This window comes from Acinetobacter gyllenbergii CIP 110306 = MTCC 11365 (genome assembly GCF_000413855.1).
GTDB lineage: Bacteria > Pseudomonadota > Gammaproteobacteria > Pseudomonadales > Moraxellaceae > Acinetobacter > Acinetobacter gyllenbergii.
In genome coordinates this window covers 31980-52439 of the sequence record NZ_ATGG01000027.1, presented here as the reverse complement: position 1 = coordinate 52439, position 20460 = coordinate 31980, and the positions used below count along the sequence as shown (strand labels likewise).

17 protein-coding genes and 1 pseudogene are annotated in these 20460 nt (G+C 39.3%); 3 read left to right on the top strand and 15 right to left on the bottom strand.

Annotated elements, in window-relative coordinates; all coding sequences use genetic code 11:
• The first annotated feature begins 602 nt into the window (after window positions 1-602).
• Window positions 603-1010, top strand: coding sequence for a RidA family protein (locus tag F957_RS04630; protein ID WP_016542048.1), 408 nt, complete (start codon window positions 603-605; stop codon window positions 1008-1010).
• 19 nt (window positions 1011-1029) lie between these two features.
• Window positions 1030-2223 (top strand): MFS transporter, encoded by a 1194-nt coding sequence (locus tag F957_RS04635; protein ID WP_016542047.1) that lies wholly within the window; start codon window positions 1030-1032, stop codon window positions 2221-2223.
• A gap of 111 nt (window positions 2224-2334) precedes the next feature.
• On the opposite strand, the gene F957_RS04640 is transcribed toward F957_RS04635, so the two are convergent.
• The 14 genes from F957_RS04640 to F957_RS04710 form a co-directional block, all read right to left on the bottom strand.
• Entirely contained in the window at window positions 2335-2619 is a 285-nt protein-coding gene (locus F957_RS04640; protein WP_016660517.1) for a hypothetical protein, read from the bottom strand.
• A gap of 769 nt (window positions 2620-3388) precedes the next feature.
• A complete protein-coding gene (locus tag F957_RS04650; RefSeq protein WP_016660515.1) occupies window positions 3389-7000 on the bottom strand; it encodes a transporter substrate-binding domain-containing protein in 3612 nt (1203 codons plus the stop codon).
• An 8-nt stretch (window positions 7001-7008) separates the two neighbouring features.
• Window positions 7009-7644, bottom strand: a complete 636-nt coding sequence (locus F957_RS04655; protein ID WP_016542045.1) for a response regulator — start codon at window positions 7642-7644, stop codon at window positions 7009-7011.
• Between the two features lie 1301 nt (window positions 7645-8945).
• The gene (locus F957_RS04660) at window positions 8946-10133 is read right to left on the bottom strand and encodes an MFS transporter (protein ID WP_016542044.1); all 1188 of its coding nucleotides are present in this window, start codon (window positions 10131-10133) and stop codon (window positions 8946-8948) included.
• Window positions 10134-10209: 76 nt separating this feature from the next.
• Complete coding sequence (locus F957_RS04665) at window positions 10210-11277, bottom strand: ArsO family NAD(P)H-dependent flavin-containing monooxygenase (protein WP_016542043.1); 1068 nt, start codon at window positions 11275-11277, stop codon at window positions 10210-10212.
• A 101-nt stretch (window positions 11278-11378) separates the two neighbouring features.
• Complete coding sequence (gene trxB / locus F957_RS04670; protein WP_016542042.1) at window positions 11379-12332, bottom strand: thioredoxin-disulfide reductase; 954 nt, start codon at window positions 12330-12332, stop codon at window positions 11379-11381.
• Between the two features lie 17 nt (window positions 12333-12349).
• A complete protein-coding gene (gene arsH / locus F957_RS04675) occupies window positions 12350-13054 on the bottom strand; it encodes an arsenical resistance protein ArsH (RefSeq protein ID WP_000174605.1) in 705 nt (234 codons plus the stop codon).
• Between the two features lie 5 nt (window positions 13055-13059).
• Window positions 13060-14103: an ACR3 family arsenite efflux transporter gene (gene arsB / locus F957_RS04680; RefSeq protein ID WP_005206994.1), complete on the bottom strand. Its 1044-nt coding sequence runs from the start codon at window positions 14101-14103 to the stop codon at window positions 13060-13062.
• Between the two features lie 7 nt (window positions 14104-14110).
• Window positions 14111-14584 (bottom strand): arsenate reductase ArsC, encoded by a 474-nt coding sequence (locus F957_RS04685; RefSeq protein ID WP_005206993.1) that lies wholly within the window; start codon window positions 14582-14584, stop codon window positions 14111-14113.
• Between the two features lie 6 nt (window positions 14585-14590).
• On the bottom strand, window positions 14591-14911 hold the full coding sequence (locus F957_RS04690; protein ID WP_005206992.1) for a metalloregulator ArsR/SmtB family transcription factor: 321 nt from the start codon (window positions 14909-14911) through the stop codon (window positions 14591-14593).
• Between the two features lie 60 nt (window positions 14912-14971).
• Window positions 14972-15406 (bottom strand): arsenate reductase (glutaredoxin), encoded by a 435-nt coding sequence (gene arsC, locus F957_RS04695; protein WP_004699732.1) that lies wholly within the window; start codon window positions 15404-15406, stop codon window positions 14972-14974.
• Between the two features lie 214 nt (window positions 15407-15620).
• Window positions 15621-17450 carry a ferrous iron transporter B gene (gene feoB, locus F957_RS04700; RefSeq protein ID WP_016164803.1) on the bottom strand — a complete coding sequence of 610 codons (1830 nt, stop codon included), beginning with the start codon at window positions 17448-17450 and terminating at the stop codon, window positions 15621-15623.
• Complete coding sequence (locus F957_RS04705) at window positions 17440-17697, bottom strand: FeoA family protein (RefSeq protein WP_007481186.1); 258 nt, start codon at window positions 17695-17697, stop codon at window positions 17440-17442. The genes feoB and F957_RS04705 overlap by 11 nt, the downstream gene beginning before the upstream one ends.
• A 10-nt stretch (window positions 17698-17707) precedes the next feature.
• Window positions 17708-19003, bottom strand: coding sequence for a cation transporter (locus F957_RS04710; RefSeq protein WP_016660513.1), 1296 nt, complete (start codon window positions 19001-19003; stop codon window positions 17708-17710).
• A gap of 86 nt (window positions 19004-19089) precedes the next feature.
• Between F957_RS04710 and cadR the strand changes: the two genes are divergently transcribed.
• Entirely contained in the window at window positions 19090-19482 is a 393-nt protein-coding gene (gene cadR / locus F957_RS04715) for a Cd(II)/Pb(II)-responsive transcriptional regulator (RefSeq protein WP_004655749.1), read from the top strand.
• A gap of 135 nt (window positions 19483-19617) precedes the next feature.
• Here cadR and F957_RS04720 read toward each other — a convergent pair.
• Window positions 19618-20416: pseudogene (locus tag F957_RS04720) on the bottom strand (recombination directionality factor); the annotation flags it as partial.
• Window positions 20417-20460: the final 44 nt, after the last annotated feature.

Sequence of the window (20460 nt, the reverse complement as noted above, 5' to 3'; positions counted from 1 at the left end):
GGTTCATTTCTATACTGTGCCCTTCCTGATTTGGACGATCACAGCGGTATCTATTCAACATCTCTACTTCTCATCCTGATCATCAGGAGCGTTTAACCAAATCCATTTTCATCGACATTGGTTATTTCTTTGACGCTCTACCGATGTATTGGTTGAATCGGCATCATAATCATGCAGTTGTGGCGAGGGATTGGCTTCTCTTCACTTTATATTGGTCTTTTCGGCGAGTTTTTATCAAACAATTTATAACAAGCCGTCAAGAGAGCTTATAAAGGGAGGTTTCTCTTTATCAATAAATCTGAATTGAATGAAGTAAGTTGCTCAGAAAAATTTAAAAGAATGAAAAAAACTTAAATAGGCATTTTTTCAAGTGATATTTGTATGGTTTTGTCTAGCAAAAGCCGCTTTATTGCACAATATTGGTGCAAATATTAGACACCCACTCAATTCATCGCTTCAATTTAATTTTTAAAAAAACCAAATCCGCAGAAATCGCTCATTTATTCTGACTTCTGCTGGCTTTAAGTTCAAAATATTCTTGACCTCAAGTTAGATTGAGCTTTGATACTGAGGCATCTCCACCTTCAATGTGATCTGTCACGATGAAACCGACCTTTAAAATGATCAATCCCAGTGAACTTTATGATCCACGCAGTAATGGCTATAGTCATGTGAGCATTGTTCCACCCAATATGCGGATCATTCATATTGCAGGTCAGGGGGGTGAAAATAAAAATGGTGAGCTCTCTAAAGATTTTGACCAACAGGTACAACAAGTCTTCTATAATATTCAACACGCTTTAACTTCAGCCCAAGCACAGCTATCAGACATTGCCGTTTTACGGATACTGGTGGTTGATCATAATGCGGAGAAACTTCACATCTTGGCTCAAACCATACAACATTTATGGCCGCAGCATGCCTTTCCTGTCTGTACCCTTATTCCTGTATCACACTTGGCATTAACAGGGATGCAAATTGAAGTTGAAGCAACCGCCTATACCGCATAAACCAGTAATAGAGAAAATTATGTCTGCCCCTCAAGATATTAGTCAAAATAAAACCTTACTTTGGTTTATGGCTGCAGCATGTGGTTTATGTGCGGGTGCCAACTATTATAGTCAGCCTTTGATTCACTCGATTCAGCAGTATTTTGCAGTGACCGAAGGTCAAGCGGCGTTTACGGTAACTTTTGCGCAAGTCTCTTATGCCCTTGGCCTGCTGTTTATTGTCCCAATGGGCGATGTGGTAAACAAAACCAAATTCATTCCTTTGCTCATGGTATTTTGTGCTGTAGGTTTATTTATTAGTGCTTTCTCGGTCAACCTACCCATGCTTTGGCTCGGTACCGTCATGGCAGGACTATTCTCTGTGGCAGCGCAGGTATTAATTCCGCTTGCCACCATGACGGTGAAACCCGAAAAGACGGGGGAGGTCATTGGTTTCTTGATGAGCGGATTACTGGTGGGTATTTTACTTTCCACCAGTCTTGCAGGCTTGTTTTCTAATCTATTCCATTGGAAAGTCATTTATGTGGTCAGTGGCGTGCTCATGCTGGTCTTGGCCTATGCATTGAAAAGCCGCTTACCTTATGCCATGCGCATGAAAATGAATTATGGCCAAGTATTTGTCTCGATGGCGCAATTGCTCAAACAAGAGAAACGCTTAGTCTTACGCGCGCTTGCAGGTGGTTTTGCTTTCGCTGCGGTCAGTATTTTGTATTCAACAATTGCGCTACTGTTGACCTCAGCACACCAACTTCAGGATCTTTTAATTGGTATGGTGCCTTTGGTCGGGATCTTTGGTGCGCTATCTACACAATATATCGGTAAATATGCAGATCAGGGCTATACCAGCCAATTGACTTGGATAGGTTGTGGCTTATTTATTCTGAGTTGGATCTGCTTCTATTTTGGACAAACATTTTTATTCAGTTATATTCTCGGCTTTGCCTTGATTCAGTTGGCATTGGCCTTAGTGCATACCAGCAATCAGAGTGTGATTTTCCGTTTACGTCCTGATGCGAAGTCTCGTATCAATGCCATTTATATGACCGCCTACTTTACTGGTGGTGCTTGTGGTTCAGCTCTTGGTATTTTTGCTTGGAATCATGGTGGTTGGAGTATGACTTGTTTAGCGGGAATCAGTCTGGTCTTTGCTTGTATGTTGTTTAGTTGCTTCGACTATTTTTTGACGAAGAAAAACCAGATGTCTACCACTTAAAGATTCCCCCTCATTTCTACATATATATACTGTAGAAATGAGGACTATTTGCACTTCTGCTGAGATCAATAAGCATCAATATATTTTTAATTTCCTTATATACAATCCAAATCAACACTCACAAGTACCAAACATATTATAAATAAAATGCATTGGGGCACACTCGGGATAAACATCGATTTTTAATACTTTAAATATTTGTCCGTTCCCTAAAACTGTAAAAAAATTTCCACGCCGACTTAAAACAACGCCTTTAATTACATTGTGCTCCACTTGTTCAAAAAAACGATTGATATGGTTTTTATTTTTATAAAAATAAACCCGTTGCCCAGCCTTAACCATTTTGGGGTTCACTTTTTGATATAAACCACATTCTTTACAAACCCACTTTTCCATTATTGCATCTCGAAATTTTGACTATGAATTTCTAAACGGCGCTAATGTGCGACCCAAAGCAATAGACTCGATTTTTAGATCACGTCTACCCCACACCGCTTTGAGCAATATTATGTATAGGTCAAACAAAGGGATATATCATCAAGCGATATAAATGATGTAATGCAACAATGATTTCCATGTAGGGAAGTGACTACAAACGAAAATAATCATCAACAATTAGAATGATCATTTTTTTAATTTTAATCTGTCATCCATCCCCTACAAATAATTACTGCTTAGATTCAAAATAAAGACCCAAATCTGACAAGTTAATTATCTACTTCCGATAAAGAAAATACCCCTTTTCTACTACCATGCACTCCAAAATTAAAAGCCATAATCCATTCAGTGATTAACTCATTGGGTTATTATTTGGAAGTCTTATTATGCCCAGAATAGCACTCGCCCTTAGCTTAATCTTATATTTTTTGATGACGTCATTTATCTTTGCAAGCTCTACAGGGGATATTTATTTTTATGGTGCAATTATCGAGGAATCTCATTGTCAGGTGTCGCAAATAAATCACAAAATACAATTAGACTGTTCAAGAACAGACAAAACCGTGTCTGAGTCTCAGGTTTTATCTGATTCACAACTAAAATATTTAGACGAAGATAAAAATCTAGCAGTTATGTTCCTCACCTATCATTAACTACGTTCTCTATTGATTTCTCATAGATACACTGTGTGAATCAATTCAGCTGCATAGCTAAATCAACATTTAAATCAACCGTCAATCGTTTTTTCTTTGGCAAGAAAATCATCTATTGCATTGTTGAGCTGCATGATAAGCTCTAACACTGAGCTAGATCTTTGATAAAGCAATTCAAAATCTGAGGTATTTTCAGCATAACTTTCCAGTTCACGACAATGTTGCTCAACATCTGATGCACCTAAAACCTGTGCCGCGCCAGCCATACGATGGAAACATCGAGCTAAACCAGTATTATCTTGCTTCTCGAGGAGTAAACGAGCCTGTTGCATATCTTTGATATTTTCATTGCGTGTCATCAGCAACAACTGTTGCAACAACACAGTATTATCATTCACTAACTGACGTAAAACACTTAAATCAACCAGACTCGCTAATTGCTTCGGCGCTGGTTTATGTTGAACAACATGCCGAAATACTTTATTTAAAAGTGCTTCTAATTGAGAGAGCTGCAAGGGTTTAAACAGACAATCGTCCATCCCCGCTGCCAAATAACGTGCACGCTCTTCGGCTTGAGCATTTGCGGTGAGCCCAAAGATTGTCACGGGCCTGTTTGCCTCCTGACGCAACAAATGTGTCAAAGTCATTCCATCCATAACTGGCATATTGCAATCAGTAATCACTAAATCAAAATTATGTTTACGCCATAACTGTAAAGCTTGTTCTCCATTCTCAGCCTCCATCACAAAATGCCCTAAGCGTGTGAGCTGAGATTTGAGTAATAATCGATTAGCGGGATGGTCATCTACAGCAAGAATACTCAACGGTTGCATACGATCTGCGACCGCTGTAATACTCTCAACGGGTGCAGGTTGAAATTGGCGGTGTTCAACTGGAAGATGCACGGTAATATGCGTTCCTTTTCCTTGTTCGCTGTGTAGCGTGATGACGCCACCCATCATTTTGACCAGTTGCATGCATATTGCCAGCCCCAACCCTGTACCCACTTGCATTTTCCCAGCATCAGATTGTTTATAAGGCGTAAATATTTGTCCTTGATCTTCTTCTGCAATCCCGACACCCGTGTCGGAAACAACCAACTCCAAAATCATATGCTGATCTTTCTTACGTAAGCATTTCATCCCGATCTCAATCGAACCGTGCTCGGTAAATTTGATCGCATTGCTAATTAAATTAGAAAGCACTTGATGCAAACGCATCGGATCAATAAATATTTCATCTGGATGCCGAACATCAATATGACTAGATAGGGTTAGATTCTTTTGTCTTGCTAATCCTTCAAATACGCGAACGATAGGTTGTACTAATTCATCAAAATCAGTCCATTTAGGTGCTAATTCAAGTTCTCCTGACTCAATTTTAGCCATATCCAAAATTTCACCAATTAAATCCATAAGCGATTTGGCTGACTCATAGGCGACTTGTACGGCTTCCATATCATTTTTGCTAAACGTTTTATTGGTCACTGTCAGTTCAAGTAAACCAATAATGGCACTGATTGGCGTACGGATCTCATGGCTCATTGTCGCCAAAAATGTACTCTTAGCCCGACTTGCCTGTTCCGCCCTTTCTCGTGCAGACGACAGTTCGAGTAAAAGTGCCTCATGCTCAGTAATATCCTGCCAACTACAGATAAACCCAACAATTTCTCCATTTATCCCCATGTATGGAACTGCCTGATGGATGATTACACTCATCTCATCACCATTCTTAATGGTATAACGATGTCTTAATAACGGTGATCCATACGGATCATTAAGCATCTCTTTTAGGGTCGAATATACAATCGCAAGCGGGTGTAAAGATGAAGTCAGTGCCAATTTGTCTAAATGCTTCTGGTCGAATTTAAAAAAATCCTCCCAAGCCTGATTGCGACTTAGAATATTTCCTTCTCGATCAACCACATAAACTGGAACCAGCATACTATTAAATAATGTTTCTCTAAACTCGACCTGTTCCTTTAACTTCAATTGTGCTTTTTTTCGGGTACTCATTTTTTGTCGTAAGTAGTAATTCCAACTTAACGAAATTAGAACTAAAGCAACAAAGATCCCTGCCAGCCAATAAAACTCCCGACGATATACGGTCCATGTATTCAATTTAACTGTAGGTGCTCCTTGCCACTTGTATGCGATCAACGAAATATCTCGAGGAGAGATATCCGCTAAAGCCTTATTGAGAATACTATAAAGTTCAGGCTCATCCCGTTGTACAGCAAAGGATATATGTGAAAGGTTATCCCCTATTCGAGTGGCAATCTTAAGTTCATGACGGAAATAACGATCAATCATATAATTGGCACCAATCAGATTATGTACAGCGCCATCTACTTTTTTTTCTTTAACCCACTGCATTGCCAAGCTGGCATTCTCAGCTTTTACCAATTTGATCTGCGGATATTCTGTTTTTATCCAATCCCACAAAGCATTACCTGACGTAATTGCCAAACTCTTCACCTCCGATAATCCCTTCGGTGCTGTCGTGCTATTTTGGACAATCAAGACAAAAGGAGGCTGAATGTAAGGACGAGTAAAGATGAGATGCTGATCTCGCTCATCACTGTAACTCATCGCAGCAATCAGATCGCCTTCATTTTGGCTCACCTTCTGAAACATCTCTGCAACGTTATCAGCTTCAACCGCCTTAAAATGTAAGCCTGTGCGTAAGTGAATTAAACGTAGGACATCGGCACTAATTCCATAAAACTGTCCATTTGCATCAAGCATTGTAAATGGTGCATAGAGTGGATTTACAACCACTCGTACTTCACGATGCTGATCTAACCAACGCTGCTCTCGCTCAGTTAATGCCAAGCGTGATTGGAATTGCCATAAATCAGATCCAGAGCTCCATTGGTGTGAAATCGCTTTGCGCTGTGCTGTCGGAATAGCCGCCAAAACCGTATTGACTGTATGCGGTAAAACCGTCTCATCGGTTCGAAATAAAAAATGTGGGCCCGTTTCTTCTGTTGACAAGATTTTAGCGACTGATAACAAATTATCGTAATTGCGCTCAATCAGGTAACTCACCGTAGCAAAGCTACCAATGAAATAATCATTATTCCCAAAAGCCACTGAAGATAATGCATTTGCAGGTGAAGCATAGCGTACCGTCTTCGCCTGAGGATAATATTTTGCCACCCATTCATCAGACAAAGAATCATTCAGCAAAGCAATTCTTATATTCTGAGGTTTTTTTAAATCCGCTGTTAAAACTTCTTCTCGACCAACCAATGCAATAGCGTCAGGTGTAAAAGGAATACTCGCCTTAAAATCAGTTTCATCCGTTATATCATTGGCATAGTCAATCAACATATCGACCTGCCCCTGATCCAATCCTTCAATTGCAGCCGCCCGATCAGGATAACGTAGAACCTGAACGCGTAACCCCAAGGAGTGGGCAATCAGCAACGTATAATCAGCAGCAATTCCTTCAAAAATATCAGGTTCTAATAACAAGGCAAAAGGTGGATGTTTAGGGGCATAGACCGCTACTTTTATTTCTTGTTTTTTTCCTAACCAACGCCAGTCCTTATCACTTAATTCAAATTCAAGCTGGATGGGTGCTTCTCGGCTGAAAACTTTCATCAGCTTTGGGGACTCTGCCCGCACAGTACTGCAAAAAAGGCAGAAAACGACAAAACCAAGTATCCACAGTTTTGGCATATAATTCCTTAGTCCAAATGATTGCGTTGGGCAAAGTCATACAATTCCATCATATTTTTCAACTCAAGCTTTTGCATCATACGACTCTTATAAGTACTCACCGTTTTATCACTAATATGCATGAGCACGCCGATATCAATCACCTTTTCACCTTTGGCTAAATATAGTAGTACTTGTAATTCTTTGGTTGAAAGTTCAGCAATTTTATTCTTTTCAATTTCAGTATCATTTAATGTCGCATCGACAGCGTGAAAACGTGCAAGCGACCGCGGAAAATAGCCATAGCCTCCTCGTAAGGCACGAATCGCATCATGCAGCTCAATAATTTGATTTTTTTTACTAATGAAACCATCGGCACCTGCACTCGCACAGCGTTTGATATAATGATCATCATCCTTGCCACTGAGCATCAACATACCGCCTTGATAACCGTTTTTACGCAAACGCTGAACAACCTCAATACCATTCAAAGAGGGCATATCAATATCGATTACCACCAAATCAGGTCTAAGCTGCTTAATTAAAGAAACGGCATCTAAACCATCACCCGTCTCGGCAACGACGGTCATGCCTTCTTTTTCTAAAAGCATTCGAACCGCGAAACGTGCAACGGGATGATCATCTACAATCAATACATTTTGCATATCGTTCCTTAATATTTATATGATAAATCTTGTCAAAGTATAAATTTATGTAAAAAAAACCAATGAATTACGATACTAATTTTACAGCACCGCTAGATTCTTATTGTATTTCTTTTACTACATCGGTATCCGTTGAAAATCAAATCACAACTCGCTCTCACATAACCCCACAGGGCAAACTCTCCGACAAGCTCCCTTTAAAAAGAGATATAAATCAAATATTTTTAAATATGTATTTGAGATTAAAAATATAGAGGTTAGATCATTTTTATATATAAAACTTTGAATCGTTGACATTAGGTTGCTGAAAACTTACTTCATTTTTAGATTTTTCATTTAATTATAGTAATTTTAGTCAACAAAAATTTTGACTTTTATCAAGCATATTCTCAGAAAACCAACCCAAAGACTAATCAGAAATGGTGGGCTTAGAAGCTCCACTTTAGCCGTTGTATCATAAACATGGAAAGCGTGATGAATATGACCAACAACAATGCACCTGAATAACTTAATACCCCCAATACAGCAAAAATGCTCGATATTGCCGTTATGATGGAGAGCACTGAGCATAAATTCAATGTACTCATTCAACAATCCTTACACAAAATAGAAAATATAAAAGAGTCCATGCTACCGTACTTGCATCTCCTTCAAGAGATGACCGATCTAAAGCATTCAGACTCTAGAAGTATGGTTGAATACAGTATTGATTAATGCCAAGAATGTTAGATTTTTTTGTCAGGTTAAAATTTTAACGCTGTAAGTAAAGCCCTACAGCCCTATGAAGCAGAAACCTAAGCTGCACTTCATTTCTTTCTATCTATATGCGATTGCATATATTCGACATCATTAAGTTCAAATTCACGTCATGATAAAAAGACCAACTCTTAGAACTGATGGCTAAAGAGCACAATGAAACCCAGCCAAAATATAAACTCTTTTAAAATCTATGCGATAAGTATCAGCATTGGTGAATTGATCACAAAACTCGTATAATGCTGCCCTTTCTTTGCTTGTCCACATCCGAGATCTGTTTATGCAATCACTTGAATCATTAAAGCCACGTATTTCCGTCGCGCCGATGATGGATTGGACATATTAAAAAAATAAAACGATACTAATCAAAAAGATAAATCAAAAAACAGAAACCGTGGTGTATATTTGGAGTAATTTTTTATTTTATGTATCCAAACATAACCACTACTGCATACCCGTTGCTGATACTACCTATATCATGCCTCTCCTATCGAAAGATTTAAAAGTTAAGCTTTGAGCCAGATGTTGCTTCCATTCAATTGAGCCTACTCTGTCACTTTCTCAGCCTGATGAACAGGTAGTTTCAGCGTACCAAGCAAGGTGATAAAAACTAAAGCAGTTAAAATTATTAATAAGATATTGATTCCCCACTTTTCAAGAATAAACGCAGAGATGAGAGGTCCGAAAGCCAAAGCAATCATGATAGGCCGCCCCAATAAACCCATTCTAATTGCATACCCCTCCTGCCCAAATAGTGCTAGAGGTAATGTGCCTCGAATAATTGTAAGAATACCATTCCCTGCGCCGTATAAAGCTGCACCAAGCAAAGCTAAGACATATCCATCCACGAACAAAAAAAAGAGACCAAAGAAGCTAATCAATACACCCAAACGACTCGACCAACTAGGATGTAAGTTTCTAAACAAAGAAAACTCCAGCAATCTCGCTATGATCTGCGCGGGACCAATCATCATCCCAATCGCAAGGGCTGTTGATACACTAAAGCCAATTGTTTTTAGCATCGATAATAGATGGACTGAAATTGTCGCCACTACAAAAGATTGTACCGTCAAAATAGCGACCACCAACATAAATAGTCGATTATCTTCTTTGTGTACCGTGGTTTGGTTATTGAGCTCTTTACCATGAGTTTCCGTGCCTTGCTCTTCTCTAGGAAGTAAAAAGTAATGCAACGGTAGACCTAGAAGTAGATGAAACAATGCCAGAATAAAACAACTGATTCTCCAACCGTATAAGCCTTCTAAAAATACAATTAGCGCCCAACCGATGGTACTGGCTAAACCGCCTAATAATGTCACACCAACAATCGCCGTTTTTGCATCTTTACCAAGTAATCGACCCAATGTTGAAAATGCGGCATCATACAGGCCAAATGCCATACCAATACCGAGCATTGTCCACGCAAAATAATAAATAAGTAGATGAGTAGAAAGCCCTAAACATATCAGCCCGACAGCAAAGAATATTGAACCAATAGACAGTGCTTTTCTTCCACCAAATTGCTCGATAAACCGCCCAACTTTTGGAGAACAAATACCTGTAACTATAAATCCCCAAGACAACCCAGCAATCACTAAAGTTAGAGACCATCCTGTGTCTTTGGCAATAAGATTAGCTAGTACTGCGGGTAAATAAAAAGTGGAACTCCACGCAAGAATCTGCGTGAAGCCCATGACAGCAATGAGTTTGTATTTTTTTGAATGAAGTAGCATCACAATAAAGAAATATCCATAAAGTATTGAGGGGCAATGCAAACCTTTCTATACACTGCCTTAAAATGCATAGCTCTTAAACATTAGCCAAATAAGCATCTATTTCATCTACCGTTGCTCTTGCTGTTCTAGAAACCCCAATTAATGTTGCAGATGCCATGCCTGTCCATTCCCCATAGCCAACCAACCAAAGGTTATTTACTTTTATTGAGCGTCCATCATTCACAGCAACTGTCTGATCAGGTTCTACTACATCAAGACTTCTTAAGTGATTCAATGAAGCTTTAAACCCTGTACACCAAATCACAGCATCTACAGCTTGTGTTGAACCATCAGCCCATATAACTGAATTCTCTTCAAATGCAGTAAAAGGTTCTCGGCTATGCAATACGCCACGTTCGCGTGCCTCTTTTACACTGTCAATCATGACAATATCACCTAGACCACCAACGGGCTGATCAATCACATGACCTTCCTGTTGGGCTTTTAAACGTTCAGTTGCCCGAAGAAATAAAACACGCCCATCAACATCATCAGATAAAAATTGAGGTGCTGTTACTGTGACCCAAGTGGTATCTGCAACTTTTGAGACTTCGGCAAGAATTTGTGCCCCTGAGTTACCACCACCAACTACGATCACTTTTTTATTAATAAAAGGCTCTGCATTTACATAGTGTGCTGAATGCGTTTGTAATCCTTCAAATCGTTCATGTCCTTCATAATGCGGAATATAAGGCTGACTCCATGTCCCAGTAGCACTGATCACCGCTTTTGCTCGCCAATATTGATCACCAGCATAAACATCTAAGTAACCAGCTTTTTGTTCGATATGATCGACATGAACTGGTCGAATAATCGTAAATTGATAGCGTTGCTCATATGCCGACAAGTAGTCAATCACTTCATTTCGCGTTGGGTAGGTTTGTTCAGTTGTTGGCATCATCCAACCTGACAACGAGCTCCAAGTATTTGGAGAAAAAAGACGAAGCGATTCCCAAGCATGTGACCACGCACCGCCCGCCTGAGATTGATCATCTAAAATAATAAATGGAATTTTCTTACGTTTGAGGAAATAAGCTGTAGCAAGTGCTGCCTGACCACCACCAATAATGACTACATCGACTTCTGCTTGTAATTGAGTCAAAGCATCTCTCCTATTATTTATTGTCATAATCAAAATTGAACACCCAGCCTGCAACAGACTGGGCGTATTTCATACAATTTTCAAACATTTAAATGAGTCTTTCAATTACTCAATTGATCAAGATACTTTTCAGCATCCAAAGCAGCCATACAGCCTGAGCCTGCCGAGGTAATTGCTTGACGATAAATGCTATCAGCAACGTCACCCGCAGCAAATACACCTGCCACAGAGGTTGCTGTTGCATTTCCTGAAGTGCCACTTTGTACTTGAATGTAGCCATCACGTAGGTTAAGTTGACCGTCAAACATGCCTGTATTCGGTTTGTGACCAATAGCAACAAATAAGCCCTGAACTTCAACATCTTGTGTGCTTCCGTCCGAAGTTGACTTCAAGCGAACTGAAGTAACACCAGTGTTGTCACCTAAAACCTCATCAACTTGATTGTTCCAAAGAATACTAATTTTGCCTTCTTTTTCTTTGGCAATAAGATGATCTTGTAGAATTTTCTCTGAACGTAAACTGTCTCTACGATGAACTAAGGTGACATGTTCAGCAATATTAGAAAGATAAAGCGCTTCTTCAACTGCGGTGTTACCACCACCCACGACCATAACTTTTTGGTTCTTATAGAAAAAACCATCACAAGTTGCACAAGCACTGACACCTTGACCCATGAATTTAGCTTCTGATTCAAGCCCCAAGTATTGTGCTGTCGCACCTGTAGCAATAATCAGTGCATCACAAGTGAATTCTTCCATGTCGCCTTTAAGCACAAATGGACGGACACTTAAATCAACTTCATTGATGTGGTCATACACAATCTCTGTGCCAAAGCGTTCAGCATGGGCTTGCATTCGCTCCATAAGTACAGGACCAGTTAAACCTTCTGAGTCACCCGGCCAGTTATCTACCTCAGTGGTCGTTGTTAATTGACCACCAAGTTGTATACCCGCAATCAATGTGGGTTTTAAGTTTGCGCGTGCTGCATATACAGCAGCACTATAACCTGCAGGTCCTGAACCTAAGATCACTAATTTAGAATGTCTCTTTTGCATTTCTAATCACCTAAAGTTTATAAGCTACGTTGATTGACACGCTTAGATAATTCTTCTGCCGACTCTTTTCGCTCTGAATAACGATCTGTGAGGTACTGACTTTGTCCACGAGTGAGCAAGGTGAACTTATATAGTTCTTCCATTACATCGACAATTCGATCATAGAAGGATGAAGGTTTCATCCTTCCATCTTCTTCAAACTCTAAAAAAGCTTTTGGAATAGATGATTGGTTAGGAATGGTGATCATGCGCATCCAACGGCCTAAAATACGCATCTGGTTTAAGCTGTTGAAGGACTGCGAACCGCCACTAACCTGCATCAATGCCAAAGTTTTTCCTTGCGTTGCTCGAATTGCACCGCCTGCTAATGGTATCCAGTCAATTTGTGATTTAAAAATCGAACTCATTGAGCCATGACGTTCAGGTGAGCACCACACCATCCCTTCTGCCCAAGCGAGTAAATCATGTAACTCTTTCACCTTTGGATGCTCAGTGTCCGCATCTTCAGGTAAGGGTAAACCTTTCGGATGAAAAATTTTTACTTCAGCACCAAACTGCTCCAAGATACGCCCTGCTTCCATCACCGCCAATCGGCTGTATGAACGTTCGCGGTTAGAGCCATACAGCAGCAAAATACGTGGTGGATGATCCAGCTCTTTAGCTTGTACTTTTTCTAAAGTAGGTTGATCCAAAAGATTCATATCTACATTCGGGAGAGTCATAGAAATTACACCTCTTCTTTAAAAAACTTTTTTCTGAGCCATAAAGACACGCTAACTAAAGCAATCAATACTGGCACTTCAACCAACGGACCAATCACTGTGGTAAATGCCACAGGTGAAGCTAAACCAAAGGTTGCAATCGCTACAGCCAGCGCTAACTCAAAGTTATTTCCAGCAGCAGTAAACGAAATTGCTGTTGTTTTAGGGTAGTCATTCCCCATCCATTTGCTCATAAAGAAGCTAATGAAGAACATCACGATAAAGTAAATCGTCAATGGAATGGCAATACGCAAGACATCTAGTGGCAAGCTCACTACATCGTTCCCTTTGAGGCTAAACATCGCCACAATCGTGAATAATAAAGCCAACAAACTCAGTGGACTGATCTTAGGTAAAAAGACATTTTGATACCAATCCAGACCTTTAGCTTTCACTAGAGTGAATCGTGTAATAAAGCCAAGGAAAAATGGAATTCCCAAATACACTAATACCGCATGGGTAATCGTCCAGAAATCGACATTGATCACTTGCCCTGCAACACCAAAATATGGCGGTAAGAAAGTCAGAAATAACCAAGCATAGGTACTAAAAAACAAAATCTGGAAAATACTATTGAATGCCACCAATGCAGCTACATATTGGTTATCACCACAGGCTAAACCATTCCACACCAAAACCATCGCAATACAGCGAGCTAAACCGATCAAGATCAAGCCTGTCATGTACTCTGGATAGCTATGCAAAAAAATAATGGCTAATGCAAACATCAGTACTGGTGCAATCACCCAGTTCTGTACCAAAGACAAAGTTAAAGTTTTTTTATCTTTAAACACTTGTGGTAGCGCTGCATAATCCACTTTGGCTAACGGTGGATACATCATCAGAATCAAACCAATCGCTATTGGAATATTGACAGAATCAATACTCATTTTATCCAAAGCGACGGAGGCTTGCGGAAAGAACACACCTATCGCAATCCCCAGTGCCATTGCGATAAAAATCCATAGAGTGAGGTTACGATCTAGAAAGGATAATCTTTGTTGAGCCATGATGTTCTCATTCAATATGCGAAATTTGATTGATTGCTGCAATCAAATCTGGGCGAGACATATGAGTTGTATCTATTGCCAATAAAGCATCTAAGCGGCGGTTGATATGATCAACAGTAACTTGGAATGCTTTTAATTTTTCTTCTTTCGGCAAATCTAAATGTGAAGGATCAGCCAAGCCCCAATGGGCCTTGATCGCTCCACCCAAATATAGTGGACACGCTTCCTGAGCTGCTGAATCGCAAACAGTAATCACCACGTCAGGTTGATATTGTTCACAATCATCAATGGTTTTGCTCCACAAACCATCTGTTGAAAGACCAAGATTCTCTAAAGTTTCTATGGTCAATGGATGTACTTGCCCTGATGGCTTACTACCTGCACTGTAAGCTATCCACCCTTCAGGCGCGCGGCTGTTAAAAAGAACTTCTGACAGGATGCTACGGCAACTATTTCCAGTACACAAAAAAAGAAATTTCATACTCTGTTACTCACAATAACTATTTATTTGGATATTTTGGGAAGCTTTATTCGCTATGGTTTGACTGCTTACCAAAAGATTCAGAACGTCATGGCACCACATTGGTAATTGCGGATTAATGCTGTAATACACCCATTGGCTTTGTCTTCTGTCCTGTAAGAGACCAGAAGAACGCAATAACGCTAGATGCCTAGAAATCTTTGGCTGACTCAGTTGCAACTTTTCAGTCAAATCACAAACACATAATTCTTTATTCTCAGCGACTAAAGTCACGATATTGAGTCGAGTTTCATCTGATAAGCATTTAAAAAAATTAACTTGGTCCATTCTTAACTCCCATTCACTTATTTGGATATGCGGATAATCACATACAAAAAGTAAAAATTTTTAATTCACTCGTTGACCATTTTCATCAATCACTTTTTCACCATCCTCTTTCGTGAAGGCACCCTTCTGAGGCAATGGTAGAATATCTAAGACAACTTCAGAAGGACGGCTTAAGCGAGTGCCTAATTCAGTAACAACAAATGGTCGATTAATCAATATTGGATGATCAAGCATAAAACTAAGTAACTGCTCATCACTCAAATCACTACGATCAAGGTCTAAATCCCGATAAGGATCTACATTCTGGCGAATGGCCTCTCTTACTGTTAATTTTGCATCCTGAATCAATTTAACTAATTCGTCATGACTAGGTGGTGTAATGAGATATTCAATCACAGTTGGCTCAATCCCTGTATTACGGATCAAAGCCAAAGTGTTGCGAGATGTCCCACAAGCTGGGTTGTGATAAATCGTCACAGTTGATGAAGTTGTCATCGAATTGAGCTCTTTTGATAATTTATAATATCTTTATATTCGAATTACCATATATATGCAATACCATATATTTAATTTTTTAATAATGTCTTAGAAAATAAATAATCACCATCAAAAAAATTTTATCACTATCAATTGAATGGCAATCATACAACTAAATTAAAAGCCTCTTTAGAAGGAGGCTATTGATTTATGTCAATAGCCTCCTTCTAAATTAAAATCGACTTATGACTTGATAAGTTATAAAAGAGAATAGGTAAGCCAACGAAAATAGATAAACAGCCATTACGACTGGTTGTTTCCAACTCCCTGTTTCTCTTCGAATAGTTGCTAGTGTTGCTAAACAATGCGGGGCAAAGATAAACCAAACTAACAATGACATACCTGTCGCTAGCCCCCATCCATCTGGTCCAGATATTTGAGATAATAAGGTCTGGGTAACTGCATCTTCATCACCAGACATTGCATAAATCACTCCTAATGCAGCAATAATCACTTCACGAGCTGCCATTGCAGGAATCAAAGCAATACAAATTTCCCAAGTAAATCCAATCGGAGCAAATATTGGATGGATTAGATGCCCTAACTGTCCAGCAATACTATAATTGATTGGTGGCATTGTTGGATTATCAGGTGGTAATGGAAACGTTACCAAGAACCATAATAAAATAGAAAGTGCGACAATAATTCCACCAACTCTTTTCAAGAATATAGTCGCTCTATCATAAAGTCCCAAAGCTACATTTCGCACATCTGGAATACGGTATGTAGGTAATTCAAAAATGAAAATACTTTCAGTTTTATCTTTTCTTACTAATTTCAGAAATAAAGAAACCAATAAAGCAGATACAATCCCTGACATGTAAAGCCCGAACAGAACTAGACCTTGTAAACTGAGCCAACCATAAACCAACTTGTTTGGAATGAATGCAGCGATCAGCAAAGCATATACAGGTAATCGTGCAGAACACGTCATCAAAGGTGCAATCATAATCGTTGCTAAACGATCTCTCTCAGAGCTAATACTTCTAGTCGCCATGACTCCGGGAATTGCACAAGCAAAGCTTGAAAGTAGTGGAATAAATGAACGCCCACTTAAACCAGCTTTAGACATCAGCTTATCTAACAAAAAAGCAGCTCTAGGTAAGTATCCCGATTCTTCTAAAATTAAAATAAAGAAAAACAAGATCAGAATTTGAGGCATATATGCGAGCACACTACCAGCACCTGCAATTACACCATCAATGATCAAGCTTCTTAAAAGTGGATGAGTGATCAGTGGTCCTATTGCCCCACCAAACCATGCAATCGAATCCTCAACAAAGGAAATTAATGGTTGAGCCCAAATAAAGACAGCCTGAAACATTACAAACATGGTAAAGGTCAATATTAATAATCCAAAAACTGGATGTAAGAATATTTTGTCCAAGAAAGCCGTTCGTTTATCACCATTATCATTTTTCAAGATGACTTGTTTTGTAATATATTTGATTTGGTCAAAGTGACTCAGATCAGAATGATAAGGGGCAACAAACAAATTCTTTTGATCCAATTGTGTCAATAGCCCCTGAATGCCTTTTGTTTTTACAGCTACTGACTCAACAACAGGAATACCTAAAAGCTGAGATAGCTTCGTTGTGTCAATTGCAATCCCACGCTTTCCAACCTCATCCATCATGTTAAGAACAAGTAACATTGGTCGGTTTAAAGCCCTGACTTCAAGTACAAGACTTAAATGAAGATGAAGATTCGTAGCATCGACAACACATACAAAAATATCAGGTATGACTTCGCCTTTTAATTCACCAAAGCATACTGCTCTAGTTACCTCCTCATCTAAACTGCTAGGTTTTAAACTATAAGTCCCGGGCAAATCCAATACTCGAACGGTATCACCAGAAGGTAGTTTAAAAAATCCCTCTTTCCGTTCTACCGTTACCCCAGCATAATTTGCAACTTTTTGACGAGTCCCTGTGAGGGTGTTAAAAAGTGATGTTTTACCGCAATTAGGATTACCAACCAGTGCAATATTTTTAGTTTCCATTGGTAATCTCTACAAAAATTCGTTCTGCTTCATTTTTTCTTAAGGCGAAACGTGAGGTTTCGATTTGAACCAACACAGGATCACCACCAAAAAGCCCTTTCGCAAGCACTTGTAAGGATTCACCTACTCTAAAGCCCAGCAGTTCTAAACGCTCCAGAACAGGATCATTTTTATCTTGATACTGTTCACCCTTTTTAAGATCAATGATTTTTACAGTCTGGTCTTCCTTTACTTGAAATAAATTCATTGTCTGCACCCTATTTCAACGCCAAAATCTTTCGAGCGCCATTCAGTACAAACAGTGAAACAAGAATACCAATAATCAAATCTGGGTAAGCTGAACCAGTCCATGCGACAAGTACACCTGCTAAAATAACCCCCATATTTACTATTACGTCATTAGCTGAAAAGATCCAACTCGCTTTCATATGGGCTCCGCCATCTCTATGCCCAGAAATGAGATACAAGCACGTCACATTGGCAATAAGTGCTAAGAAGCCAATAATGATCATCAAATCTGACTCTGGCTCACTACCGAACATGAAACGTCTGATAACATCAACAATAACGATCAAAGCTAATAAAAGTTGAATCCATCCTGCAAAATGAGCTGCTTTTAATTGGTATTTTGCCGCTTTCCCTACCGCGTAAAGTGCTATACCGTAAACCGCCGCATCAGCAAACATATCAAGAGAGTCCGCAATGAGACCCGTCGATGCAGCAATAATTCCACTTATGAATTCAATAAAAAAAAGAATACCATTAATCGCTAGTAATAATTTTAGGACTTTCGCCTGCTTAGTCGGATCTGGTGTTTCAGGCAATTCCCCAGTGGCTTTTACTGTTTCCACGAGCTTTGCACCAAAACTGAGGGCTTCAAGTTTTGTGGTAATTTCATTAATCCCATTTGTATGGAAAACAACTAACTGTCTTTGTGCCAAATCAAATGATAAACCTTTAACTTCATGCAAGGGAGAAAGAGCCATTCTGACCATTTGCTCTTCTGCCGAACAATCCATCTTTGGAATTAGAAAAGTACTGGCTTCTTGTGCGTGCTCTTTATTTTCATATGCTTCAGTTTTATTTAATTTTGCTCCAAATCCAAGAGCTTCAAGTTTTGCAGTGATTTCATTATTTTCACCATTATGCAGAACTTTTAGGTTTCGGTTTGGCAAATCAAATACCAGCCTCTTAACATCTACTAATGAAGATAAAGTCATCCGAACCATTTGTTCCTCTGCGGAGCAATCCATTTTCGGGATGTTATAGTCACTGATGAAAGTCGCTGTATCTTCACTCCCCCGAATCGGTTCAGGTGAAGTTATCGAATCCGAACCACAACATGAATTCGACTGCGTAGAACACGGCTGGTTACTACCGCAAGTATCTTTTTCATCAGAGTTAGCTCCTTGCTGTAACTCATTACCACAACAAGAGCTTTTACTTACTTCAGTAACTGAATCTTTACCTTTACAAGAATCTGTTTCTGATTCATTTTGTTTTTGCTTGGTATCGTCACAAGAACTTTCTTTATTACAACCGCAACCACTCATTGATGTGCCTATAGTCATATCTTCACTTGTTGCATATTAAAATCCCTATAGCTACTATAGAGTCAAGCTAGTTTTGGTTGATTACCATGTTCTTAAAAATAGGTGAGTTATCTGAGAAGACCTCTTGTTCAGTATTAACAATTAGGTTCTATGAAAAAGAAGGTTTAATCCCACCACCTGAAAGAAATCAGGGCAACTATCGACTGTATTCAGAAAACTATATTGATAGACTAAAATTTATTGTCAATTGCCGAACATTGAACATGAATCTTAGTGAAATCAAAAAATTATTAACTTATAAAGATACGCCTGCCCAAAATTGTTCTGAAGTAAATGAACTTATTGATTCTCATATTAGAGATGTACAAGATAGTATTAGAAACCAACAGAAACTCATTGAGCAGTTGTTAGAAATTCGGAAAACCTGTGACGGTTTATGTACTGCTGATAAATGTGGCGTATTAAAAAATTTAGCTTGAGCTAGTTATAGCGAAGGGAACTTAAAAGTTCCCTTCGCTATTAATTTAGTGCTTTAACACTACGAGATAACTCTTGTTCCATTGTCGTTACACACGATAAAGCACCGCATTGGTGAGGCTCCTCTTTCTCATTTGAATGATAGAACTCCTCAACAATATCCAAGCCCTCTTCACCACCCACCTCAAAACTGGCATTGCCATAACCCTGTCGTGCCACATGATCCAAAGCCTCCTGATAAAACCCTGCTGCCTTACTCTGTTCATCGATCTGCTGAGCTGAGGTGATAGCATCATTTAAGTTCACTCCATCACGTAAAGTTAAGTCCACGTAATAGATTGGCGTACGATAACTCTGAGTTGTACTCTTACCTCTTAAAGTCAGTTGCAAAGGTAAGCATGAGAGTAAGTCACCTGATGCTGCATGGTAATAACGAAGCCGCGCTGCCAAAGTTCGAATACTATTAAAACCTGTGGTTCTAAAGATGAATGTACCGAACTCATCCGATTCATCTAAATTGACGTAGAGTCTGCCATAAGGCTTGCACAGCCCACCCTGTGCCAATGGGCATAGATCAGGTGATGGGCATGGGTGTTGCTCAATGCCATTTTGTCCGAGTCGCTGACAAGTTTCCCCATTACCTGAGCAGATTAAGCGTCCTGTTTGTCTGTCAAACAAACTGTATTCAGCCCGTAGATTCAATTCTGGATCGTTAAAGATCATCCTGACTGGAATGCTTCTAAGTTTTTGGTTTTGTGCCTTGGCACGTAGTTGTTCATCAAATGGATGTTTGACCCATCCATCCTTATTCTGGATTTGGCTAGTAATGGTAAATTGGTCATCTTTTTCAGGGAGACGTTTACCGTTCTTTTCAACAACTTTGCCAATGCTGATACGACCAAGTACAGGTGGTGTGATGGCTAAGCCTTTAATCATGATGATCTCCTCAATATAGATGTATAAATAAAATTTTGGGCATA